The organism is Streptomyces sp. Ru71 (assembly GCF_002920535.1).
In the GTDB taxonomy this organism is placed as follows: Bacteria; Actinomycetota; Actinomycetes; order Streptomycetales; family Streptomycetaceae; genus Streptomyces.
Genome location: NZ_PQSS01000028.1, coordinates 31040 through 53999 on the forward strand (window position 1 = coordinate 31040; position 22960 = coordinate 53999).

The window sequence follows — 22960 nt, forward strand, 5'->3', positions numbered from 1 at the left end:
CGACCTCACTGATCCGAGCCGGGGGCGCCGGGACCGGCGTCCTTGAGCAGCACGTCCGCGTCGAAGCAGGTGCGGGCGCCGGTGTGGCAGGCGGCCCCCACCTGGTCGACCTTGACCAGGACGGTGTCGGCGTCGCAGTCCAGGGCGACGGACTTCACCCATTGGAAGTGCCCGGAGGTGTCGCCCTTGACCCAGTACTCCTGGCGGCTGCGGGACCAGTAGGTGCAGCGGCCGGTGGTGAGGGTGCGGTGCAGGGCCTCGTCGTCCATCCAGCCGAGCATGAGCACCTCCCCGGTGTCGTACTGCTGGGCGATGGCGGGAAGGAGGCCGTCGGGGCTGCGCTTGATGCGCGCGGCGATCTCCGGGTCGAGGTTGGCGCTGGTCATGGATGCCATTGTGCCGCGCGGCGGTGACAACGCCCGTGCCGTGTCCACAGGGTGGTCGTAGGCTGACTGTATGTCGACCTTCGCCAAGCGTGAACGACTTCTGCTCGCCGACCTCCTGGAGACGGCCGGTCCCGAGGCCCCGACACTGTGCGAGGGCTGGCTGACCCGTGATCTCGCCGCGCACGTGGTGGTGCGCGAGCGCCGTCCGGACGCCGCCGGGGGCATCCTGATCAAGCCGCTGGCGTCCCGCCTGGACAAGGTGATGGAGGAGTTCGCCGCCAAGCCGTACGAGGAACTGCTCCGGCTCATCCGCACCGGACCGCCGCGCTTCTCGCCGTTCCAGCTGAAGCAGATCGACGAGGCGTCGAACACGATCGAGTTCTACGTCCATACGGAGGACGTCCGCCGCGCCCAGCCGGACTGGTCGGCGCGCGAGCTGGACCCGGTGTTCCAGGACGCCCTGTGGTCCCGGCTGGAGCGCACGGCCCGGCTGATGGGCCGCGGCGTCCCGACGGGCCTGGTGCTGCGCCGCCCGGACGGCCAGACGGCGGTGGCCCGGCGCGGCACACCGGTGGTCACGGCGACGGGCGAGCCGTCGGAGCTGCTGCTGTTCCTGTACGGCCGGCAGAGCGCGGCGAAGGTGTCCCTGGAGGGCGACGACGACGCGATCGCCAGGCTGCACACGGCGAAGGAGCTGGGCATCTAGGCCCTGTCGTTTGGATCATCCCGGCGTCGCGGGGTCCTAGGGCCCCTCCCCGCCGTCCTACGGCAGTTCGGCGCGGCGCAGGTCGCGGGTGCCCAGGACGACGGCGGCGGCGAGGGCGCTGACCGCCGCGCACACCGTGAACACCGGGCCGGTGCCCCACAAAGTCACGGCCGCGCCGACGAGGGGGAAGGTGAGCGGGGCGATGCCGAAGCCGACGATCGTGGAGACGGACATGACCCGGCCGAGGTAGGCGGCCTCGGTGTGGGCCTGGACGAGCGCTCCGCACAGGGCGCCGGACAGTCCGGCGGTGACGCCGATGACGGCTGCCGTGCCGGCCGCGGCGGCGACGGACGGGACCTGGGCGAGCGCGGCGATGGCGAAGGCGGCCACCAGGTTGGTCACGGCGGCCACGACCGCGGCGCGGGGTATCCGGCCGCGCCAGGTGAGCAGCAGGGAGGCGGCGCCCGCGCCGGTGCCGAAGCCGGCGAGCACCCAGCCCATGCCGGAGGAGCCCCAGTCGCGCTGCTGGGCGAGCAGGGTCAGGCCGAGGTTCATCGGGCCGACGAAGCCGAGGTCGCTGAGGGCGGCGGCGATCACCAGCGGCCGCAGCACCGGGTGGCGCCGGATGTGCCGCAGCCCGTCGCGCAGCTCGGTCAGGGGCGCGCGCCGCTCCTGGCGCTCGTCGGGCGGCAGCGCGCCGGCCCGCACGGTCAGCAGCAGCGGCAGCGACACCCCGACGAGCAGCGCGGCCAGTCCGAAGGCGCCGGCGGTGCCGCCGACGGCGACGCCGAGGCCGCCGAGGGGTCCGCCGAGGACGTTGGCGAGCCGGGTGGCCAGGCCCCGCATGCCCTGGACGCGGGCGAGCTGGTCGCGTGAGGTGATCCGCCCGGGCAGCGCGCCGGCCGCGGGCAGGAAGACGGCGTCGACGACACCGAAGACGACGGCGACCGCACCGAGGGTCCACAGTCCGGGGCTGGTGACGAACAGCAGGACGGCCGCGGTGAGGACGAGGGTGCTGCGGGCCGCGGTGGAGCCGAGGACGACCCGGCGCGGCCCGTAGCGGTCGGCGACCACTCCCCCGCCGAGCATCAGCAGGGCGCGCGGCACGGCGCTCGCGGCGGTGACCAGCCCGGCCTGGGCGGGGGTGCCGGTCTGGACGGCCGCCCAGGACAGGGCGATGTAGTAGACGTTGTCGCCGATCGCGGAGGAGGCGTAGGCGCCGAGCCAGCGCAGCACGTTGGGGTCGCGGTGGGCGGGTCTGCCGGCCGGGCGGGCGGGTGACGCGAGGGTGGTGGTCACGCGGACCGTCCTCTCGGAAAAGAGTCCCGGGTCGCGGGAGCTCAGATGCGGAAGGGGAAGCCGTACGTGTGCACCGCGACGTTCTCGCGGCCTTCCGTGTCACCCGCCTCCGCGGCGGCACGGCCGAGCTGCTCGTACTTGCGGACGAGGTCGTACATCTCCTTGGACAGCCGGGACAGCTCGTCCGGGGTGAGCTTGAGCAGCCATTCGGAGGAGTCGGAGGCGGTGTTCCACACGGCGCCCCAGTGGGCGCGCTCGTCGAGGAAGCGCCGGTACATGTCGGCGCGCTGCTCGAAGAAGAGGCGGCTGGCGGCGGTGTGCGCGGCGGCCTTCTCCGGGGCGTCGCGGAAGTCCTCGTCGCGGATGGTGATGCCGTCGGTGGCGGGCTGCCACCAGCGTTCGCGGCCGTCCGCGCTCTGCGCCTCGGCTTCCTCGATGAGGCCGTGCTCGGCGAGTTTGCGCAGGTGGTAGCTGACCAGTGACACCGCCTCGTCGACCTGTTCGGCGAGCTGGGACGCGGTCGCGGTGCGGGCGATGGTCAGCGCCCGGTACAGGTTCATCCGCAGGGGGTGGGCGAGCGCCTTGAGCGTGCCCACGTCCCGGATGCGGTGGTCTCTCTCCTTGTCCGCCATACCTCCCACGCTAGATGCGAAAGAAAAGTTGCACAACATATTTTGCGCAACTTTCCTTTCGTATCGGCCCGAGAAAAAGCCCCGGCCGGTCGCGGTACCGCCGGGGCTCCTCGGGTGAGCGGGTCAGCGGACGGGGTGGCCCGCCTCCCTCAGCGTCTGCTTCACCTCGCCGATCCGCAGGTCGCCGAAGTGGAACACCGACGCGGCCAGCACCGCGTCCGCGCCCGCCTCGACGGCCGGCGGGAAGTCGGCGAGCTTGCCGGCGCCGCCGGAGGCGATCACCGGGATCGTGACGTGCTTGCGCACGGCCGCGATCATCTCCAGGTCGTAGCCGTCCTTGGTGCCGTCCGCGTCCATCGAGTTCAGCAGGATCTCGCCGGCGCCCAGCTCGGCCGCCCGGTGGGCCCACTCGACGGCGTCGATGCCGGTGCCGCGGCGGCCGCCGTGGGTGGTGACCTCGAACGAACCCGACTCGGTGCGGCGGGCGTCCACCGACAGCACCAGCACCTGCCGGCCGAAGCGCTCGGCGATCTCCCGGATCAGCTCCGGGCGGGCGATCGCGGCGGTGTTCACACCGACCTTGTCGGCGCCCGCCCGCAGCAGCTTGTCCACGTCCTCGGCCGTGCGGACGCCGCCGCCGACCGTGAGCGGGATGAACACCTGCTCGGCGGTGCGGCGCACCACGTCGTAGGTCGTCTCCCGGTTGCCCGAGGACGCGGTGATGTCGAGGAACGTCAGCTCGTCGGCGCCTTCGGCGTCGTACACCTTGGCCATCTCGACGGGGTCGCCCGCGTCGCGCAGGTTCTGGAAGTTGACGCCCTTGACGACCCGGCCGTTGTCCACGTCCAGGCAGGGGATGACTCGGACCGCCAGGGTCATGAATCCACGGCTCCTCTGAATGCCTCAAGTTCTACTTCGACCAGGATGCGCGGGTCGACGAAGCCCTCCACGACCAGCAGGGTCGTGACCGGGCGCACGGCGTCGAACAGCTCCTTGTGGGCGCGGCCCACGGCGTCGACATCGCGCGCGTGGGTCAGGAACATCCGGGTCCGGAGCACCGACTCGGGACCGAGTCCGAACTCCGCGATCGCCTCCAGGGCGCTGGTGAACGCCACCTTGGCCTGCTCGTACGGGTCGCCCTCGCCGTACAGCACACTGCCCTTGAAGGACGTGGTGCCGCCCACCAGCACACGGTCGCCCGCCGCGACGGCGCGTGCGAAACCGAAACTCTCCTCCCAGGGACTTCCGCTCTGCACCCGCCGCACGGCTTCGGACGTCATGACGACACAGCCTCCAGGGCCTCTTCCAGGGTGAACGCCTTCGCGTACAGCGCCTTCCCGACGATGGCGCCCTCGACACCGAGCGGCACCAGGTCGGCGATGGCGCGCAGGTCGTCCAGCGAGGACACGCCGCCGGAGGCGACGACGGGCCGGTCGGTGGCCGCGCACACGTTCTTCAGCAGCTCCAGGTTGGGGCCCTGCAGCGTGCCGTCCTTGGCGATGTCGGTGACGACGTAGCGGGCGCAGCCCTCCTTGTTGAGGCGGTCCAGCGTCTCGTACAGGTCGCCGCCGTCGCGGGTCCAGCCGCGGCCGCGCAGGGTGGTGCCACGCACGTCGAGGCCGACGGCGATCTTGTCGCCGTGCTCGGCGATGACCTTGGCGACCCACTCCGGGGTCTCCAGCGCGGCCGTGCCCAGGTTGACCCGGGTGCAGCCGGTGGCCAGGGCGGCGGCCAGGGTGTCGTCGTCGCGGATGCCGCCGGACAGCTCCACCTTGATGTCCATCGCCTTGGCGACCTCGGCGATCAGCTCACGGTTGTCCCCGGTGCCGAAGGCGGCGTCCAGGTCGACCAGGTGCAGCCACTCGGCGCCGGAGCGCTGCCAGGCCAGGGCGGCCTCCAGCGGGGAGCCGTAGGAGGTCTCGGTGCCGGACTCGCCGTGCACGAGGCGGACGGCCTGGCCGTCGCGGACGTCGACGGCGGGGAGGAGTTCGAGCTTGCTCACAGTGTTCCGATCCAGTTGGTGAGGAGCTGGGCTCCGGCGTCGCCGGACTTCTCGGGGTGGAACTGCGTGGCCCACAGGGCGCCGTTCTCCACGGCGGCCACGAAGGGCTTGCCGTGCGTGGCCCAGGTGACCTTGGGGGCCGCGATGACCGGGTTGTTGCTCTCCAGCGTCCAGTCGTGGACGGCGTAGGAGTGCACGAAGTAGAAGCGGGCGTCGGCGTCCAGGCCGGCGAACAGCTCCGAGTCGGCCGGGGCGTCCACGGTGTTCCAGCCCATGTGGGGCACGATCTCGGCCTGCAGCGGCTCGACGGTGCCGGGCCACTCGTCCAGGCCCTCGGCCTCGACGCCGTGCTCGATGCCGCGCGCGAAGAGGATCTGCATGCCGACGCAGATGCCCATCACCGGGCGGCCGCCGGCCAGTCGGCGCTCCACGACCCAGTCGCCGCGCGCCTCCTTGAGCCCCGTCATGCAGGCGGCGAAGGCACCGACGCCGGGCACCAGCAGGCCGTCGGCGTTCATGGCCTTGTCGTAGTCGCGGGTGATCTCGACGTCGGCGCCCGCGCGGGCCAGGGCGCGCTCGGCGGAGCGCACGTTCCCGAAGCCGTAGTCGAAGACGACGACCTTCTTCGGGGTGCTCATCAGCTCCACACCTCCAGCCGCATCACGCCCGCGACCAGGCACATGGCCGCGCCGATGGACAGCAGCACGATCAGGCTCCGCGGCATCTGCTGCTTGACGAAGGAGATGATCCCGCCGACCAGGAACAGGCCGACGACGATCAGGATCGTGGACAGACCGTTCACAGTGCGCCCTTCGTGGACGGGAGGATGCCCGCCGCGCGCGGGTCGCGCTCGGAGGCGTAGCGCAGGGCCCGGGCCAGCGCCTTGAACTGGCACTCCACGATGTGGTGCGCGTTGCGGCCGTAGGGCACGTGCACGTGCAGCGCGATCTGGGCCTGGGCGACGAACGACTCCAGGATGTGCCGGGTCATCGTGGTGTCGTACTCGCCGATCATCGGCGCCATGTTCTCGGGCTCGGTGTGCACCAGGTACGGGCGGCCGGACAGGTCGACGGTCACCTGGGCGAGGGACTCGTCCAGCGGGACGGTGCAGTTGCCGAAGCGGTAGATGCCCACCTTGTCGCCGAGGGCCTGCTTGAAGGCGGCGCCCAGCGCGAGGGCGGTGTCCTCGATGGTGTGGTGGGAGTCGATGTGCAGGTCGCCGTCGGTCTTCACGGTCAGGTCGAACAGACCGTGCCGGCCGAGCTGGTCGAGCATGTGGTCGTAGAAGCCGACGCCGGTGGCGATGTCGGTCTTCCCGGTGCCGTCGAGGTCTATCTCGACGAGGACCGAGGTCTCCTTGGTCGTACGCTCCACGCGTCCCACGCGGCTCATGACTCAAGCTCCTTCTTCACTTCACGGACCGCGTCGAGGAACGCGTCGTTCTCCTGCGGGGTGCCGGCGGTGACCCGCAGCCATCCCGGTACGCCGTTGTCCCGGACCAGGACGCCCCGGTCGAGGATCCGCCGCCAGACGTCGTGGGCGTTCTCGAACCGCCCGAACTGCACGAAGTTGGCGTCCGACGCCGTCACCTCGTAGCCGAGGGCGAGCAGTTCGCTCACCAGCCGGTCCCGTTCGGCCTTGAGCTGCTCGACATAGCCGAGCAGCGTGTCGGTGTGCTCCAGCGCGGCCAGCGCCGTCGCCTGGGTGACGGCCGACAGGTGGTACGGCAGCCGCACCAGCTGGACGGCGTCCACGACGGCCGGGTGCGCGGCGAGGTAGCCCAGGCGCAGGCCCGCCGCGCCGAACGCCTTCGACATCGTGCGGGAGATCACCAGGTGCGGGCGGCCCTCAAGCAGCGGCAGCAGCGAGTCGCCGTGGCTGAACTCGATGTACGCCTCGTCAGCGATCACCATGGACGGCTTGGCGGCCTGCGCGGCCTCGTACAGCGCGATCACCGTCTCCGGCGGCACCGCCGTACCGGTGGGGTTGTTGGGGGTGGTGATGAAGACGACGTCGGGCTGGTTCTCGGCGATCGCCTTCTCGGCGGCGGCGAGGTCGATGGTGAAGTCGTCGCCCCGCGGCCCGGAGATCCAGCCGGTGCCGGTGCCACGCGCGATGAGCGCGTGCATCGAGTACGACGGCTCGAAGCCGATGGCGGTGCGGCCGGGCCCGCCGAAGGTCTGCAGCAGCTGCTGGATGACCTCGTTGGAGCCGTTGGCCGCCCACACGTTGTCGAGGCCCACCGCGTACCCGGAGGTGCGGGTAAGGTACTCGGCCAGCCGGGTGCGCAGCTCGACGGCGTCGCGGTCCGGGTAGCGGTTCAGGTCGCGGGCCGCCTCGCGCACCCGCTCCGCGATCCGCTCGACCAGCGGCTCGGGCAGCGGGTAGGGGTTCTCGTTGGTGTTCAGCCGTACGGGGACGTCCAGCTGGGGCGCTCCGTAAGGGGACTTGCCGCGCAGCTCGTCCCGTACGGGCAGATCGTCGATTCCGTACGTCACTTGCTCTCCGGTACCTTCCACTCGAACCGGGCCTTGATCGCCGCGCCGTGCGCGGGCAGGTCCTCCGCCTCCGCCAGCGTCACCACGTGGTGCGCGACCTCGGCCAGCGCGTCCTTCGTGTAGTCGACGATGTGGATGCCGCGCAGGAAGGACTGGACGGACAGGCCGGAGGAGTGGCAGGCGCAGCCGCCGGTGGGCAGGACGTGGTTGGAGCCGGCCGCGTAGTCGCCGAGCGAGACGGGCGCCCAGGGGCCGATGAAGATCGCGCCGGCGTTCCTCACCCGCTCGGCGACCTCGGTGGCACCGGCGGTCTGGATCTCCAGGTGCTCGGCGCCGTAGGCGTCGACCACCCGCAGGCCCTCGTCGATGCCGTCGACCAGGACGATCGCGGACTGCTTGCCCTTGAGGGCGGGCACGATCCGGTCGTCGATGTGCTTGGTGGCGGCGACCTGCGGCTCCAGCTCGCGCTCGACCGCGTCGGCCAGTTCCACGGAGTCGGTGACCAGCACGGCGGCGGCCAGCGGGTCGTGCTCGGCCTGGCTGATCAGGTCGGCGGCGACGTGCACCGGGTCGGCCGTGGAGTCGGCGAGGATCGCGATCTCGGTCGGGCCGGCCTCGGCGTCGATGCCGATCTTGCCGGTGTAGTAGCGCTTGGCGGCGGCGACCCAGATGTTGCCGGGGCCGGTGACCATGTTGGCGGGCGGGCAGGACTCGGTGCCGTGGGCGAACATCGCGACGGCGGTGGCACCGCCCGCGGCGTACACCTCATCGACGCCGAGCAGCGCGCACGCGGCCAGGATCGTCGGGTGCGGCAGGCCGCCGAACTCGGCCTGGGCGGGCGAGGCGAGCGCGATGGACTCGACACCGGCCTCCTGGGCCGGGACGACGTTCATCACCACGGACGACGGGTACACGGACCGGCCGCCGGGCGCGTACAGGCCCACCCGCTCGACCGGCACCCACTTCTCGGTGACCGAGCCGCCGGGGACGACCTGGGTGGTGTGCGTGGAGCGGCGCTGCGCGCGGTGGACGAGGCGGGCGCGGCGGATGGACTCCTCCAGGGCCGCGCGCACGGCCGGGTCGAGCTCGTCGAGGGCCTTGGTGAGGGCCTCGGCCGGCACCCGGACCTGTTCCAGCCGGACGCCGTCGAATTTCTCCGCGAAGTCGATCAGTGCCGCGTCGCCGCGATGATGCACGGCCTCGCAGATCGGACGCACCTTCTCCAGGGCGGCCTGAACGTCGAAGTCGGCTCGGGGCAGCAGGTCACGCAGGGCGGGGCCCTCAGGAAGGGCGTCGCCGCGCAGATCGATTCGGGAGATCACGGACTCAATTCTCTCAGACCCGGGATGCGCGCCGTGCGGCCGTATCAATGGCTGATACACGACGTGATACCGCACGGGGCCGCGGGCGCGCGGACTGACCGGAAGACGACCGTCACTTTGAGTGTTCGAGAGGTCACCCACCGGGCATGAACGCCTGTACGAAGAGCGCAACCCGCGAGTAGCCGGGGAGGAAGTGAGCGCCGTGACCGAGGAGGTGGGCCTCCACGACACCGGCGATCTGCCGGACGACCTGACCGCCGCGGAAGCCGGGATGTGGCTGGCCTTCCGCAACGGCAGCGTGTACGACCTGAGCAGCGGCGATCCGGTCGTCGACGACCCGCACGGCGAGCATCCGTGGGGGCCGGAGCGCACGGTGCGGGCGCGGATCGTGGCCTGGCTGCTGCTGGACGGGCCGCCCGCCCTCGCGGGCCGCGTGTCCGCGCTGAAGCTGGCCGGGGTGCGGCTCACCGGCTCGCTGGACCTCGCGGGCGGCACGGTCGCGCCCTACGTCGAGCTGACCGGCTGCCGCTTCGAGCACGAGGTGCGGCTGCCGGAGGCCCGCTGCACGACCGTGCGGCTGGTGAACTGCTCCGTGCCGCGGCTGGAGGCGGCACGGCTGCACACCGAGGGCGATCTGCATCTGCCGCGCTGCCGGTTCCACCGGGGCATCCGGCTGACCGACGCGCACATAGGCACCGACCTGCTGCTCAACCAGGCGGTCGTGCACCGCGACCGCACCGGCCGGTCCATCGCCGGGGACGGCCTGACCGTCGGCCAGGACCTGCAGGCGGAGCTGCTGCAGTCGCACGGCGAGCTGAGCCTGCGCGGCGCGAAGGTCGGGGTGTCACTCAGCCTGCGCGGGGCGCGGCTGGCCAACCCCACCGCCCGGCACGCGCTGAACGCACCGCAGCTGACGGTCGAGCGCACGCTGTATCTGACCCCGGCGGGAATCGGCCAGGCGCTGATGGGCGTGACACCGGCGCAGGGGACGCGGATCCAGGCGTTCGAGTGCCGGGGCGGGGTGCGGCTGGACGACGGGCGGTTCGGGGACGCGGTGGACTTCGAGCGGGCCCGCTTCACCCTCACCGAGGAGCAGGAGGTGTCGCTGCGCCGGGTGCAGACGCCGGAGCTGCGCTTCCTCGGGGAGCGGCCGCGGCTCGGGCGGGTGGTGCTGTCGGGGGCGCGGATCGTCACCCTGATCGACCGGGCGAGCGCCTGGCCGGGCGCGGGCCGGCTGCAGATGGGCGGCTTCACCTACGAGAGCCTGGTGCCGCACGGCCCGTTCCCGCTGGCCGAGCGGCTGGGCTGGGTGGCCGCCGCGACCGCCGAGTACAACCCGGAGCCGTACGAGCGCCTGGCGGCGGTGCTGCGGGGCGCGGGTGAGGACGAGGACGCCCGGGAGGTGCTGCTGGCCAAGCAGCGCCGCCGCCGCGAGACGCTGCCGCTCGCCGCGAAGCTGTGGGGGTACGCCCAGGACTGGACGGTGGCCTACGGCTACCGGCCGGGGCGGGCCGCGGTGTGGATGGCGGTGCTGTGGGCGGCGGGCTCGCTGGCCTTCGCGCACGCCGGGCCCCCGCCGGTCCAGCGCGACGGGCATCCCGCGTGGGACCCTGCGCTGTTCGCGCTGGACCTGCTGCTTCCGGTGATCGATCTGGGCCAGGCGGGGCAATGGCAGCTGCGCGGCGGCTGGCAGTGGCTGGCCGCGGCGATGGTGCTGCTCGGCTGGGTGCTGGCGACGGCTGTGGCGGCCGGTGCGACCCGGCTGTTGCGGCGAGGGTAGGCCGGAACGCCCCCACCTGGGATTACCCTCGGTACGCAGCACAGGGGTTCGATAAGTTGAGAAAGAATCACGTTTTGCGCTTCCTTGACCTTCGGACGTACAACTTTCGGGAGGTTCCGTGTAGCCACTGGCGCCGCCCGGACCTGCGGCTTTTCAATGGTCGGCACCATGGCTCTGCTGCTGCCGTTCATCCGCTCGGGCCGGATGACCCCCACCGCCGCGCACTCCGCCGGGCCCGAACCGGACGCCCCCCACGTCGGTGACGAGGAGGTGCTCCTCGACGCGGCCGACTCCCGGCTGGCCCCGGTGCTGGTCGCGGCCGCGCGCGGGGAGCACACGCCCGCCGCCGCACTGCTCGGCGCCACCCGCGCCGCCGCCGAGTGGGAGCGCCGGGACCGGTACGCCGTACGGCTCGCCGCGTTCGCCCGCTCCCGCCCCGAGTGGCTGGAGACCTGGCGGGCCGCCGCCCCGCACTCCCCCGACGCCCTGCTCGTCGAGGCCCAGCTGGCGGTCGACCGGGCCTGGCGCTCCCCGGCCCGCACCGAGGCGCTGCGCGAGGTGAGCCCGCTGATCACCCGGGCCGCGCGCAGCGACGACCGCGACCCGGTGCCGTGGCGCATCGCGCTGGACCACGCGCGGGGCGCGCGGGCCGGGCACCGGTACTTCGAGGAGCTGTGGGAGGCCGCGGTGCGTCGCGCCCCGCACCACTACGGCTGCCATGTGGCCGCGCTGCGCTATCTGGCCGCTTCCGGGCGCGACGCCCACCGGGCCTGCTTCGACTTCGCCGACCGGGCCGCGCAGGACGCCCCGGCCGACTCCTTCGTCCAGGCGCTGCCGCTGCGGGTGGCCTTCGCCTGCCTGGCCGACGGGCGGGCCGCGTGGGTGGAGCGGGAGCGGTTGGACGCGGCGGCCGACCGGGGCATCGCGTTGTCGGCGCTGCTCGGGCCCGCCGACCCGTGGCCGGCGCCCGTCCGGAACCTGCTGATCCATGTGCTGGCTCGGCTGGACCGTCCCTCCGACGCGCTGGAACAGCTGCGGCTGAACGGCCCGTACGCCACCTCCTTCCCGTGGGAGCGCGAGTCGGAGGACCCGCTGGGCCGCTTTCTGCAGGTCCGTGGGGAGCTGCTGGAGGCGGCCGCGGAGGGGTCCGCGCCGGCGCCGCGGCGTCCGTAGCGCGGTCGCGGCGGACACGTGCACCGAGTCGGCCATTAGGCTTTGGCGCCGTGACCACCGTCCGGCTCCCGCTCTTCCCCCTGAACTCGGTGCTGTATCCCGGGCTCGTCCTCCCGTTGAACGTCTTCGAGGAGCGATATCGCGCCATGATGCGCGAGCTGCTGAAGACCCCCGAGGACGAACCGCGCCGGTTCGCCGTCGTGGCGATCCGCGACGGCCATGAGGTCGCGCCCAGCGCGCCCGGCATGCCGGACCAGACGGCGCTGCCCGAACGCGGTCCGGCGGCCGGCTTCGGAGCGGATCCGATGAAGGCCTTCCACAAGGTGGGCTGCATCGCGGACGCCGCGACCATCCGGGAACGGGCCGACGGCACGTTCGAGGTGCTGGCGACCGGCACGACCCGGGTGCGGCTGCTGTCCGTGGACGCCTCGGGGCCCTATCTGAGCGCGGAGTTCGAGGAACTGACCGAGGAACCGGGTGACGAGGCCGGCGCGCTGGCCGAGGGCGTGCTGCGGGCCTTCCGGCAGTACCAGAAGCGGCTGGCGGGGGCGCGGGAGCGGTCGCTGTCGACCGGCGCGGACCTGCCGGACGAGCCGTCGGTGGTGTCGTACCTGGTCGCGGCGGCGATGATGCTCGACACGCCGGCCAAGCAGCGGCTACTGCAGGCGCCGGACACGGCGTCGCGGCTGCGGGACGAGCTGAAACTGCTTCGCGCGGAGACGGCGATCATTCGTACGCTGCCGTCGCTGCCCGCGGCGGATCTGACGCGCGGGCCGACGAGTCTCAACTGATCTCTGGTGACTGCCGGAAATGGCGAAGATGGCGAAGAAGTCGAAGAAGCAGCAGCAGTCCGGTGGGACGCCGGCGACGGTGGCCCTGGCGGCCGCGGGGGTGGACTTCACGGTCCACGCCTACGAGCACGACCCGAACCATCCCTCGTACGGCGAGGAGGCGGCCGAGGCGATGGGGGTCTCCCCGGAGCGGGTGTTCAAGACCCTGGTCGCGGACGTCGACGGCGTTCTGACGGTGGCGGTCGTGCCGGTGGCCGGGCAGCTGGACCTCAAGGCGCTGGCCTCTGCGGTGGGGGGCAAGCGGGCGACGATGGCCGATCCGGCGCTCGCGGAGCGCACGACGGGGTATGTGCGGGGTGGGATCTCGCCGCTGGGGCAGCGGAAGCGGCTGCGGACTGTGCTGGACGTGTCGGCCTCCGCGTTCGAGACGATCTGTGTCTCGGCGGGGCGCAGGGGGCTGGAGGTCGAACTGGCCCCGGGGGACCTGGCCAAGCTGACGGGGGCGGTGCTGGCGCCGGTGGGGCGGGCGTAGGTTCAGTTCGTCTGCGGGTGGGTGGGTGGCTGGTCGCGCAGTTCCCCGCGCCCCGAAATGCCTGCGGCGGCCCGCCGGGGCGGGGGTACCCCCACGTAGCTGCGGGCAGTCGTGCCGCTGGGGCGGCACGGGTGGGCGCAGCGGCGCCCCGTCGCGCCGGGCTGCGCATCCCACCCCCGGCCAGCAACAACGCCGGGCGCCCCGTCGCGCCGGGTTGCGCTTCCCACCCCCGGCCCGCCGCAGTGCCGGGTGTCAGTGGACGCCGGGCTACGCCGGAGGTACTCCGTAGCCGCCCAGGGGGTCTGGGTCTCGGGGGCCGAAGAGGGCTGTCAGGCCGAGGTGTATCACCAGGGCCGACAGGGACCACGCCAGCAGCGCGCCCTTCGCTCCGAGCTTCAGCGGCGCCGAGAACGTGACACCCTGCCCCACGGCCTTGGCGTGCGCGATCACGTCTCCCGCCGGGCCCAGCCAGACCCCGAGCCGCCACGCCACCAGCGAGCCGAGCAGGCCCCCGAGGCCCAGTCCGGCCACCAGCGGCACACCCCCACGCCGCCGCCACAGAAACACCGCGGCACCGCTGAGCACGCCGAAGCCCAGCGCCAGCAGGGTGAACGTGCCGTCCACGCCGATCGCCTGCTCGCCCTCGCTGTCCTTGAGGTAGACGACCCAGCTGTCGTCCACCACGCTCCCCACGAGCGGCACATGCGGCGCGAGCCACCACCACAGCACCCCGAACAGCACACCGGCGACCGTCGACGCCACGGTGACCACCGCAGCCTCACGCAGTTCCGTCTTCATCCCGGGCCCGTCCTGTCCGTACACGGCGTCCTGCGGCGCAGGAGTCACGTACCCGTATCCGTCCGCCGCAGGCGGGAACGGCCGGCCGGCGGGGTGCGAGGAGCGGTTGTGCGGCCCGGAGGGCGGTGTCAGCGGTGCGGTCACCCCCACATCGTGCCAGGTACGCCCGCGCGCCGCGTCACCGGACGGCGGCCCGACGGTACGCCCACGTCGCGGCGGCCAGCGACGCCACGCCGACCCCGGCGCACACGGCGAGGTCGCCGAGCACGAACGCCCAGTCGGGATGCGCCGAGAAGGTGCGTGCGAGGGCCTCGACGCCGTAGGTGGACGGCAGCAGGTCACGGGCCAGCCGTACGACCTCGGGCATCCGGTCGGCCGGCAGCACGCCCAGCAGCAGCGCCGCGGACATGCCCAACTGGCCGAGGAGCGTCGCCAGTTCCGGGCGCGGGGCGAGCAGCCCGCAGGCCGCGCCGAGCCCGGACAGCGCGGCACCGGCGAGCGGGATCACCGCGACGAGCACCCACAGGTGGGTCAGCGGCAGTCCGAACAGCACGCAGCCGAAGACCGCGGTGACCACCGTCCCGGGCACCGTGAAGGAGGCGTACGCCGCCGCCGCGCCCAGCACCACCGCCGCCGGCGGCACCGGAAGCGTGGCGTAGTGGTCGAGCCCCCCGCTGGCGCGCAGCTGCCCGAAGTACTGGGCGAGCAGGTTCAGCGCGACGAACGCGACGACGAGGACGGCGGAACCGGCGACGACGGACTCGGCCTCGCTGCCGCCGTCCACCACCCCGCGCATCATGATCAGGATGCCGACGGACTGGAAGGTCGCCACGAACAGCAGCGGGATCCGCGCGACCCGGGCCCGGGACAGCTGTGCCCGGTACACGGCGCCCAACGACGGCCACAGCCGGGCGCGCGGCCCGAGCGCGGCCGGGGCCGGGGCGGCGGGCCGTTCCACCTCCCGGGCGCTGCCCGACAGGCTCTCGGCGGGTACGACACTCACGTGGAGCTGCTCCTTCTCCGTACGGCGGTCGCGTGGACCCATACGCGGGGCCGAGGCCGGTGCGCTCACGCCTTCACCAGCCCCTGCCGTGCGGCCCCGCCGAGCGCCAAGTAGACGTCCTCCAGGCTGGGCGTGGCGAGCGTGAAGTCGTCCAGGGCGGCGAAGGCGGCCCCGCCGGTGACGGTGGCGACGACCGCGCGGGCCTCCTCGGGCGCGAGCCGGAGCGTCCAGCGGCGCCCGGACTCGGCGGCCCGGTCGCGCAGCGCGGCCACCTCGGGCACGTCGAGGGGGGCGCGCTCGCGCCACACCAGCTCGACCCGCACCTCGTCGGCGACCTGTTCCTTGAGGCCGGCGGGTGTGTCGCAGGCGATGATCCGGCCCCGGTCGAGCACGGCGACCCGGTCCAGGACGGTCTCGGCCTCGATGACGTTGTGGGTGACCAGCAGGACGGTCGTCCCGCGTTCGGCTCGGCGGCGGTCGACGGCGGACCACACCGCGCGGCGGGCCACGGGGTCCATGCCGGTGGTGGGCTCGTCGAGGACCAGCAGCTGACGTTCCCCGACGAGCGCGGCGGCGAAGCAGGCGAGGCGGCGCTGGCCGCCGGACAGCTTCTTCAGCGGGCGGGCGGCGATCGGCGCCAGGCCCAGTTCGTCCAGCACCGCGTCCCGCTCGGCGCGTGCCTGACGGACGTCCAGTCCGCGCAGCCGGCCGGTGGTCTCGGCGGCCAGCGACACGGTCAGCTCGTCCAGTGCGGTGGACTCCTGGCCGAGGTAGGCGAGGATGCGCGCGGCGCGCTCGGGGTGGCGCACGATGTCGTGGCCGAGGATCTCCACACTGCCGGCGTCGGGCCGCATCAGGCCGGTGAGCTGGCGTACGAGGGTGGACTTGCCGGCGCCGTTGGGGCCGAGCAGGCCGAAGATCTCGCCTCGCCGGATGTCCAGGCTCACGTCGTCGGTGGCACGCAGCTCGGGCGTGCCGGGAGTGCCGCGGCGGGGCCGCACGGCCGGATAGGTCTTGGTCAGTCCGCGCACCGCGCACACGACCTCGCCGAGGGGTCGTTCCGAGGGTGCCGCGCGCGTACTCACAAGGGACGAGACTACGGGGTCGGGGCCCTTTGCTCGCCGTTGGGTCGGCCTACGGGGGTCACTCCCGCAGGCATGGGGCCGCTGCCTGCGGCGCCGTCGCGATTCCCTGCGGGGTCACTCCCCCGCCGTGGCGTGTTCCGCGGCTGCCGGGACGTCGATCTCGCGCCAGAAGCCCGCCCGGATGGCGTAGCGGTCGCGTTCGTCGATCTGGTCGTCCTTGTGGGCGAGCAGGCCGAAGCGGGCGGCGTAGCGCAGCAGCTCGCCGTCGATGCGGTGCGGGATGCGGGGGTACATGGCCGACAGCCGCTGCAGGTGGGTCTGGTCGCCGAGGCGGGACATCCAGCGGCGGGCGAAGACCTGGCCGACCTCGTAGGGGTCGCCGCCGACCGTGGTGATGTCCTCCTCGCGGTCGGCCCAGCGCTGCTCGGCGGTGGTGAGCTGGGCGAGGGTCGGCATCGAGGCGACCTCCGCGGGCTCGGAGGGGACCGCGGGGCGGTCGACCCAGCCTTTGTCGGAGGACCAGCGCAGGGTCGCGCTCGTGGGCGGCTGGGGGGCGTGCGCCCCGGCGCGCAGCTCGGCGAGGTCCTTGGGGGTGGGGACGCCTTTGGCGGCGGGGCCGCGCTCCGCCGCGCCGTTCTGCGTGGCGGCCGCCGGGGCGTGCCGGGGCTCGGGCGCGGGGCGCTCGGCGGTGCCGAGCGCGGACTCGGGCAGCGGGGCGGAGAGGATCGCGGCGATCTCGGGCCGGGGCACGGGCGGCGGGGCGCAGATGCCGGTGAGCTCCTTGGCGCGGACGGCCCGGGTGATCCAGGTGCGGTCCAGCACGCGCCGTTCGTCGGCCTCGGCGACCAGGTCCTCGGACTGGTTGTAGTCGCCGTCGGCTGCCTGGACGGCCCAGAGGTGGACGGCGACGCCGTGCTCCTTGGCGGCCATCATGCCCGGCAGCAGGTCGCCGTCGCCGGTGACGAGGACGATGTCGGAGCAGGCGCGGTTGCGGGCCAGCTCGGTCAGCTCGGCGTGCATGGCGGCGTCCACGCCCTTCTGCGCCCAGCGGCCGTCACTGCGGGTGAGGGCGCCCAGCCGGACGGTGACCCGGGGCATCACGCGCAGTCGGCGGTGTTCGGGCTGGGGGACGCGGTCGGGGGCGCCGTCGAACCAGTAGATGCGCAGCAGCGGCTGCTGGGTGTCGGCCTCGGCGCGTTCGCGCAGGCCCTGGATGAGGGCGGCGTGGTCGACGGTGATCCGGGACCGGGAGGGCTCCCCGGCGAGGAGACTGGCGGCGGCCCCCAGCAGATACCCGGCGTCCACCAGGACGATGCAGCGGTCCACGCGACTCACCCTCTTCCTGGGAGGTTTGCTTCGGGCTTCCTTCGAGTCTGCCCGACCACGCGGGGGTTAACGGCCGGAACTCGATCTTCGGCGTGGCGTTTCGGGTTCGCGCGGCTCCAGAGTCCGTGTCACGCACGGTAATTGTTCGATATGCGCTTGTTGTCAGTCTATGTGAATCTGGTCGCGGCCCTGGCCCCTAGATCCCCCACAGGAGGCATCACCATGGCCAAGAACAAGAACCGTGATCGTAAGCAGCGCCCGACCGAGCGTGGCCAGCAGGCGACCCGGCAGCCGGCGATGGACACGGAGTCCCAGTCCGAGGTGGAAGCGACCCCCGGCGACGTGGCCACCCGCAAGCGGAAGCGCAGCTTCGGCCACAACTGAATGCGCATGACGGGTCTGTTGTGACCCAGGAAACGACGAGGGGCGCACCCGGTACCAGGTGCGCCCCTCACGCGTGTGTGCCGCTCAGCCCGCCAGGCAGGACGGCCCGAGCAGCACCTTCAGGTCGCCGAAGAGGGCCGGGTCCGGCTTGACCCGGTGCCGGTCCAGGCGCAGCACGGTCGTCTTGGTCGGGCCCTGGAGCTTGATCCGGACCTCGCTGTCGCCCTTGTGGTGGCTGAGGATCTCACCGAGCCGGCTGACCATGGGCGGGGTGACCCTGGTGGCCGGGATGGTGAGGACCACGGGCGCGTTGGTGCCCGCGTTGGACAGGTCGGGAACCATCAGCTCCATGGCGACCAGCCGCGGCACGTCCTCCCGCTTGTCGAGCCGGCCCTTGACGAACACCACGGCGTCCTCGACGAGTTGGGTGGACACCAGCTGGTAGGTCGCCGGGAAGAACATGCACTCGATGGAGCCCGCGAGGTCCTCCACGGTGGCGATGGCCCAGGCGTTGCCCTGCTTGGTCATCTTGCGCTGCAGGCCGGAGATGATGCCGCCGATGGTCACGACCGCGCCGTCGGCGTGCTCACCGCCGGTGAGCTGGGAGATGCCCGCGTCGGCCTTGTCGGACAGGATGTGCTCCAGGCCGAACAGCGGGTGGTCGGAGACGTACAGACCGAGCATCTCCCGCTCCTGGGCGAGGAGGTAGGTCTTGTCCCACTCCTCGTCCGTGAACTGCACGTCGAGTCCAAAGCCCGGTTCGCTGGACGTCTCCTCGCCCATGCCGCCGAAGAGGTCGAACTGGCCCTCGGCCTCCTTGCGCTTGACCGCGACCACGTTGTCGATCATCGGCTCGTACTGGGCCATGAGCCCCTTGCGGGTGTGGCCCATCTCGTCGAAGGCGCCGGCCTTGATCAGCGATTCGGTGGTGCGCTTGTTGCAGACGACCGCGTCGACCTTGTCGAGGTAGTCGGGGAAGGAGGTGTACTTCCCCTTGGCCTTGCGGCACTTGATGATCGACTCGACGACGTTGGTGCCGACGTTGCGGACGGCGGACAGGCCGAAGAGGATCACGTCGTCGCCCTGGGCGGCGAAGTTCGCCTCGGACTCGTTGACGTTCGGCGGGAGCACCTTGATGCCCATGCGGCGGCACTCGTTGAGGTAGACGGCCGACTTGTCCTTGTCGTCCTTGACCGAGGTGAGCAGCGCGGCCATGTACTCGGCCGGGTGGTTCGCCTTGAGGTAGGCGGTCCAGTAGGAGACCAGGCCGTACGCGGCGGAGTGCGCCTTGTTGAACGCGTAGCCGGCGAAGGGCACCAGCACGTCCCACAGCGCCTGGATCGCCTCGTCGCTGTAGCCGTTCTTGCGGGCGCCGGCCTGGAAGATGACGAAGTTCTTCTCCAGCTCCTCCGGCTTCTTCTTGCCCATCACGCGGCGGAGGATGTCGGCCTCGCCGAGCGAGTAGCCGGCGATGATCTGGGCGGCCTTCTGCACCTGCTCCTGGTAGACGATCAGGCCGTAGGTGACGTCCAGGACCTCCTTGAGCGGCTCCTCCAGCTCCGGGTGGATCGGCGTGATCTCCTGCTGCCCGTTCTTGCGCAGCGCGTAGTTGGTGTGGGAGTTCATGCCCATCGGGCCCGGGCGGTACAGGGCCGACACGGCGGAGATGTCTTCGAAGTTGTCCGGCTTCATCAGCCGCAGCAGCGAGCGCATGGGCCCGCCGTCGAACTGGAAGACGCCGAGGGTGTCGCCGCGCTGGAGCAGCTCGAAGGTCGTCGGGTCGTCGAGCGGGAGGCTCAGGAGATCGATGTCGATCCCCTTGTTCGCCTTCACCATCTTGACGGCGTCGTCCATGATCGTGAGGTTGCGCAGGCCCAGGAAGTCCATCTTCAGCAGGCCGAGCGACTCACAGCTCGGGTAGTCCCACTGCGTGATGGTCACGCCGTCGGTGTGCCTCACCCAGACCGGGACGTGCTCGGTGATGGTCTCGCTGGACATGATCACGCCGGCCGCGTGCACACCCATCTGCCGGACCAGGCCCTCCACGCCGCGCGCGGTGTCGATGACCTTCTTCACGTCCGGCTCGTTCTCGTACATCGAGCGGACCTCGCCGGCCTCCGAGTAGCGCGGGTGGCTGGGGTCGGTGATGCCGGACAGCGGGATGCCCTTGCCGAGGACGTCGGCGGGCATGGCCTTGGTGATGCGGTCGCCCATCGCGTACGGGTAGCCCAGCACGCGCGCGGAGTCCTTGATCGCGTTCTTGGCCTTGATGGTGCCGTAGGTGCCGATCATGGCGACCTTGTCGGCGCCGTACTTCTCGGTCACGTACCGGATCACCTCGACGCGCCGGCGCTCGTCGAAGTCGATGTCGACATCGGGCATGGAGATGCGCTCGGGGTTGAGGAACCGCTCGAAGATCAGGCCGTGCGGGATCGGGTCGAGGTCGGTGATGCCCATGGCGTAGGCGACGATCGAGCCGGCCGCGGAGCCTCGGCCGGGGCCGACCGCGATGCCCTGCTTCTTGGCCCACATGATGAAGTCGGCGACCACGAGGAAGTAGCCGGGGAAGCCCATCGAGATGATGGTGTCCATCTCGTAGTCGGCCTGCTTCTGGCGGTCCTCGGGGATGCCGTCCGGGTAGCGGCGCTCCATGCCGCGGCGGACCTCCTCCTTGAACCAGGTGACCTCGGTGTAGCCCTCCGGGATGTCGAACTTCGGCATGAGGTCGCGCTTTTCGAACATGCCGGTGGTGTCGACCATCTCGGCGACCAGGAGCGTGTTGGCGCAGCCCTCCTGCCAGGCGTCCGAGGAGTCGATGGCGTACATCTCGTCCGTGGACTTCAGGTAGTAGCCGGTGCCGTCGAACTTGAAGCGGTCCGGGTCGGAGAGGTTCTTGCCGGTCTGGATGCACAGCAGCGCGTCGTGGGCGCCGGCCTCGTGCGCGTAGGTGTAGTGCGAGTCGTTGGTGACCAGCGGAGGGATGCCGAGCTTCTTGCCGATCTCCAGCAGGCCGTCGCGGACCCGGCGCTCGATCTCGATGCCGTGGTCCATCAGCTCCAGGAAGTAGCGGTCCTTGCCGAAGATGTCCTGGTAGTCGGCCGCCGCCTTGAGGGCCTCGTCGAAGTGGCCGAGGCGCAGCCGGGTCTGCACCTCGCCGGAGGGGCAGCCGGTGGAGGCGACGATGCCCTCGGACCACTGGGCGATGGTCTCCTTGTCCATCCGGGGCCACTTCTGCAGCCAGCCCTCGGCGTAGGCGTCGGAGGAGAGCCGGAAGAGGTTGTGCAGGCCGGTCTTGTTCACGGCCCACATCGTCTTGTGGGTGTAGCCACCCGAACCGGAGACGTCGTCCCGCTTCTGGTGCGGCTGGCCCCAGAGGATCTTGCGCTTGTTGCGCCGGGACTCGGGGGCGACATACGCCTCGATCCCGATGATCGGGGTGATTCCGGCCTTCTTCGCGGAGTGGAAGAAGTCGTACGCGCCGTGCAGGTTGCCGTGGTCGGACATGGCGATGTGCGTCATGCCCATCTCGTTGCACGCGTTGAACATGTCCTTCAGCCGCGCGGCACCGTCCAGCAGCGAGTACTGGGTGTGGACGTGCAGGTGCGTGAACGGCGGCTTCGACACTGTGTGCCCTCCGGTGGAAACACTCGGCGACGGATCGGCGGACGGTTGGGGATTCAGCGTCGAAGTCTATGCCTCGGGACTGACACTGGAGATGATTACTGCCGCGCGAAGCGCGCCGATGAGGGGCGGCGGCCGGGTGACGGGCGGGCGGGCACTCGGGCGTACCTTCATCCGTTGGAAGCGGCAGAGACGCTTCGCACACCCACTGCACCACCTGCACCAGGAGGCACCCAGCGATGTCGGCATCCCAGCTCAACGGCGAGCAGCGCGGCGAGGAGATCCTCGCCGTCTTCGACACCGCCTTCGGCGAGCTCCTGGCCGCCGACCCGGCCGCGTTCCGGGTGAAGTTCCGCAAGATGGCGGCCTCGGCGTTCGCGTTCTACCGGGGGACGGCGTGCCTCTTCTACCACGACCTCGACGCCGAGGGCACCGGGACCGGTGAGCGGATACTCAGCGGGCCCTACCTCGACGAGCGCACCTCGCGCGTGTGGATCCACGGCGATCTGCACGCGGAGAACTTCGGCACCTACATGGACGCCAACGGTCGGCTGATCTTCAACGTCAACGACTTCGACGAGGCCTACGTCGGCCCCTTCACCTGGGACCTGAAGCGCTTCTCCGCCTCCATCGCCCTCATCGGGTACGCGAAGGCGCTCAGTGACGAGCAGATCACGGAGCTGGTGCGGATCTACGCGGGCGCCTACCGCGAGCGCATCCACGCCCTGGCCACGGGCGCCAAGAGCGACGAGGTGCCGCCGTTCACGCTGGACACCGCGCAGGGCCCGCTGCTGGACGCGCTGCGCGACGCCCGCTCGCTGACCCGGTTCGGGCTGCTGGAGTCGATGACCGAGATCCGCGACTTCGAGCGCCGCTTCGCCTCCGGCGGCGGCGCCATCGAGCTGGACGCCGCCACCCGCTACAAGGTGCTGGCCGCCTTCGACGGCTATCTGGAGACGCTGCCGGAGACCTCCCTGGCCCGCCCGGACTCCTACCGGGTCAAGGACGTCGTGGGCCGGCGCGGGATCGGCATCGGCTCGGCCGGTCTGCCGTCGTACAACATCCTGCTGGAGGGGCACAGCGACGCCCTGGAGAACGACGTCGTGATCTACATCAAGCAGGCCCAGACCCCGGCCGTCTCGCGGCACATCACCGACCCGGCGATCCGCGACTACTTCCAGCACGAGGGCCACCGCACGGTCATCTCGCAGCGCGCCCTGCAGGCGCACGCCGACCCGTGGCTGGGCTGGACCGAGCTGGACGGCGCCGGACAGCTGGTCGCCGAGGTCTCGCCGTACGCGGTCGACCTGGACTGGGGCGACATCGACGACCCGGAGGAGATCGCGAGCGTCGTCGCGGACCTCGGCCGGGCCACCGCCACGATGCACGCGGCCGCCGACGACACCTCGGGCGAGTCGCTGGTGCCGTTCTCCACCGAGCGGGCCATCGACGCGGCGATCGCCGCCGACGAGGAGGACTTCGGCCCGCTGCTGGTGGACTTCGCGCACAGCTACGGCGCACGCGCCCGTGCCGACCACCAGATCTTCGTCGACCTGTTCCGCAACGGCCGGATTCCGGGGCTGTGAGGGGCCCGCTGGGCGTGTGAGCTCTCACAGGGACCC

General features: G+C 71.8%; 23 protein-coding genes. 7 read left to right on the forward strand and 16 right to left on the reverse strand.

Features of this window, described 5'->3' with window-relative positions; genetic code table 11:
* Positions 1–5: 5 nt before the first annotated feature.
* Positions 6–395 carry a phosphoribosyl-AMP cyclohydrolase gene (gene hisI, locus C3489_RS18450; RefSeq protein ID WP_103782959.1) on the reverse strand — a complete coding sequence of 130 codons (390 nt, stop codon included), beginning with the start codon at positions 393–395 and terminating at the stop codon, positions 6–8.
* A gap of 61 nt (positions 396–456) precedes the next feature.
* Here hisI and C3489_RS18455 point away from each other — a divergent pair, with 61 nt between their 5' ends.
* Positions 457–1092: a TIGR03085 family metal-binding protein gene (locus tag C3489_RS18455; RefSeq protein WP_103782960.1), complete on the forward strand. Its 636-nt coding sequence runs from the start codon at positions 457–459 to the stop codon at positions 1090–1092.
* A gap of 57 nt (positions 1093–1149) precedes the next feature.
* Here the strand turns inward: C3489_RS18455 and C3489_RS18460 are convergent, their stop codons facing one another.
* The 10 genes from C3489_RS18460 to hisD form a co-directional block, all read right to left on the reverse strand.
* Entirely contained in the window at positions 1150–2391 is a 1242-nt protein-coding gene (locus C3489_RS18460; protein WP_103782961.1) for an MFS transporter, read from the reverse strand.
* A 41-nt stretch (positions 2392–2432) separates the two neighbouring features.
* Entirely contained in the window at positions 2433–3023 is a 591-nt protein-coding gene (locus C3489_RS18465; RefSeq protein WP_103782962.1) for a transcriptional regulator, read from the reverse strand.
* Positions 3024–3146: 123 nt separating this feature from the next.
* Complete coding sequence (hisF, locus tag C3489_RS18470; protein ID WP_103782963.1) at positions 3147–3902, reverse strand: imidazole glycerol phosphate synthase subunit HisF; 756 nt, start codon at positions 3900–3902, stop codon at positions 3147–3149.
* Positions 3899–4303 carry a RidA family protein gene (locus C3489_RS18475; protein WP_103782964.1) on the reverse strand — a complete coding sequence of 135 codons (405 nt, stop codon included), beginning with the start codon at positions 4301–4303 and terminating at the stop codon, positions 3899–3901. Before C3489_RS18475 ends, hisF begins: the two co-directional genes overlap by 4 nt.
* On the reverse strand, positions 4300–5025 hold the full coding sequence (priA, locus tag C3489_RS18480) for a bifunctional 1-(5-phosphoribosyl)-5-((5-phosphoribosylamino)methylideneamino)imidazole-4-carboxamide isomerase/phosphoribosylanthranilate isomerase PriA (RefSeq protein WP_103782965.1): 726 nt from the start codon (positions 5023–5025) through the stop codon (positions 4300–4302). Before priA ends, C3489_RS18475 begins: the two co-directional genes overlap by 4 nt.
* Entirely contained in the window at positions 5022–5663 is a 642-nt protein-coding gene (gene hisH, locus C3489_RS18485; protein ID WP_103783002.1) for an imidazole glycerol phosphate synthase subunit HisH, read from the reverse strand. The genes priA and hisH overlap by 4 nt, the downstream gene beginning before the upstream one ends.
* Positions 5663–5827, reverse strand: coding sequence for a hypothetical protein (locus tag C3489_RS38725; protein ID WP_181139728.1), 165 nt, complete (start codon positions 5825–5827; stop codon positions 5663–5665). The genes hisH and C3489_RS38725 overlap by 1 nt, the downstream gene beginning before the upstream one ends.
* Positions 5824–6417 carry an imidazoleglycerol-phosphate dehydratase HisB gene (hisB, locus tag C3489_RS18490; protein WP_100825690.1) on the reverse strand — a complete coding sequence of 198 codons (594 nt, stop codon included), beginning with the start codon at positions 6415–6417 and terminating at the stop codon, positions 5824–5826. Before hisB ends, C3489_RS38725 begins: the two co-directional genes overlap by 4 nt.
* Positions 6414–7523, reverse strand: coding sequence for a histidinol-phosphate transaminase (locus C3489_RS18495; RefSeq protein WP_103782966.1), 1110 nt, complete (start codon positions 7521–7523; stop codon positions 6414–6416). The genes hisB and C3489_RS18495 overlap by 4 nt, the downstream gene beginning before the upstream one ends.
* Positions 7520–8845 (reverse strand): histidinol dehydrogenase, encoded by a 1326-nt coding sequence (gene hisD, locus C3489_RS18500; RefSeq protein ID WP_103782967.1) that lies wholly within the window; start codon positions 8843–8845, stop codon positions 7520–7522. The genes C3489_RS18495 and hisD overlap by 4 nt, the downstream gene beginning before the upstream one ends.
* A gap of 202 nt (positions 8846–9047) precedes the next feature.
* On the opposite strand from hisD, the gene C3489_RS18505 reads away from it, so the two are divergent.
* From C3489_RS18505 to ybaK, 4 genes are all read left to right on the forward strand, one after another.
* Entirely contained in the window at positions 9048–10625 is a 1578-nt protein-coding gene (locus C3489_RS18505) for an oxidoreductase (RefSeq protein WP_103782968.1), read from the forward strand.
* 156 nt (positions 10626–10781) lie between these two features.
* A complete protein-coding gene (locus C3489_RS18510) occupies positions 10782–11798 on the forward strand; it encodes a hypothetical protein (protein WP_181139729.1) in 1017 nt (338 codons plus the stop codon).
* A gap of 50 nt (positions 11799–11848) precedes the next feature.
* Positions 11849–12589, forward strand: a complete 741-nt coding sequence (locus C3489_RS18515) for an LON peptidase substrate-binding domain-containing protein (RefSeq protein ID WP_103782969.1) — start codon at positions 11849–11851, stop codon at positions 12587–12589.
* Between the two features lie 28 nt (positions 12590–12617).
* The gene (ybaK, locus tag C3489_RS18520; protein WP_103783004.1) at positions 12618–13121 is read left to right on the forward strand and encodes a Cys-tRNA(Pro) deacylase; all 504 of its coding nucleotides are present in this window, start codon (positions 12618–12620) and stop codon (positions 13119–13121) included.
* A 267-nt stretch (positions 13122–13388) separates the two neighbouring features.
* On the opposite strand, the gene C3489_RS18525 is transcribed toward ybaK, so the two are convergent.
* From C3489_RS18525 to C3489_RS18540, 4 genes are all read right to left on the reverse strand, one after another.
* Entirely contained in the window at positions 13389–14063 is a 675-nt protein-coding gene (locus tag C3489_RS18525; RefSeq protein WP_103782970.1) for an AAA family ATPase, read from the reverse strand.
* 34 nt (positions 14064–14097) lie between these two features.
* Complete coding sequence (locus C3489_RS18530; protein ID WP_374936752.1) at positions 14098–14922, reverse strand: ABC transporter permease; 825 nt, start codon at positions 14920–14922, stop codon at positions 14098–14100.
* 65 nt (positions 14923–14987) lie between these two features.
* The gene (locus tag C3489_RS18535) at positions 14988–15962 is read right to left on the reverse strand and encodes an ABC transporter ATP-binding protein (protein WP_103782972.1); all 975 of its coding nucleotides are present in this window, start codon (positions 15960–15962) and stop codon (positions 14988–14990) included.
* Positions 15963–16121: 159 nt separating this feature from the next.
* The gene (locus tag C3489_RS18540; RefSeq protein WP_103782973.1) at positions 16122–17333 is read right to left on the reverse strand and encodes an NYN domain-containing protein; all 1212 of its coding nucleotides are present in this window, start codon (positions 17331–17333) and stop codon (positions 16122–16124) included.
* A gap of 222 nt (positions 17334–17555) precedes the next feature.
* On the opposite strand from C3489_RS18540, the gene C3489_RS18545 reads away from it, so the two are divergent.
* Positions 17556–17717, forward strand: a complete 162-nt coding sequence (locus tag C3489_RS18545; protein ID WP_258054813.1) for a hypothetical protein — start codon at positions 17556–17558, stop codon at positions 17715–17717.
* 84 nt (positions 17718–17801) lie between these two features.
* Here the strand turns inward: C3489_RS18545 and dnaE are convergent, their stop codons facing one another.
* Entirely contained in the window at positions 17802–21341 is a 3540-nt protein-coding gene (gene dnaE / locus C3489_RS18550; protein WP_103782975.1) for a DNA polymerase III subunit alpha, read from the reverse strand.
* Positions 21342–21577: 236 nt separating this feature from the next.
* Here dnaE and C3489_RS18555 point away from each other — a divergent pair, with 236 nt between their 5' ends.
* Positions 21578–22924 carry a DUF2252 domain-containing protein gene (locus tag C3489_RS18555; protein ID WP_103782976.1) on the forward strand — a complete coding sequence of 449 codons (1347 nt, stop codon included), beginning with the start codon at positions 21578–21580 and terminating at the stop codon, positions 22922–22924.
* Positions 22925–22960 lie beyond the last annotated feature (36 nt).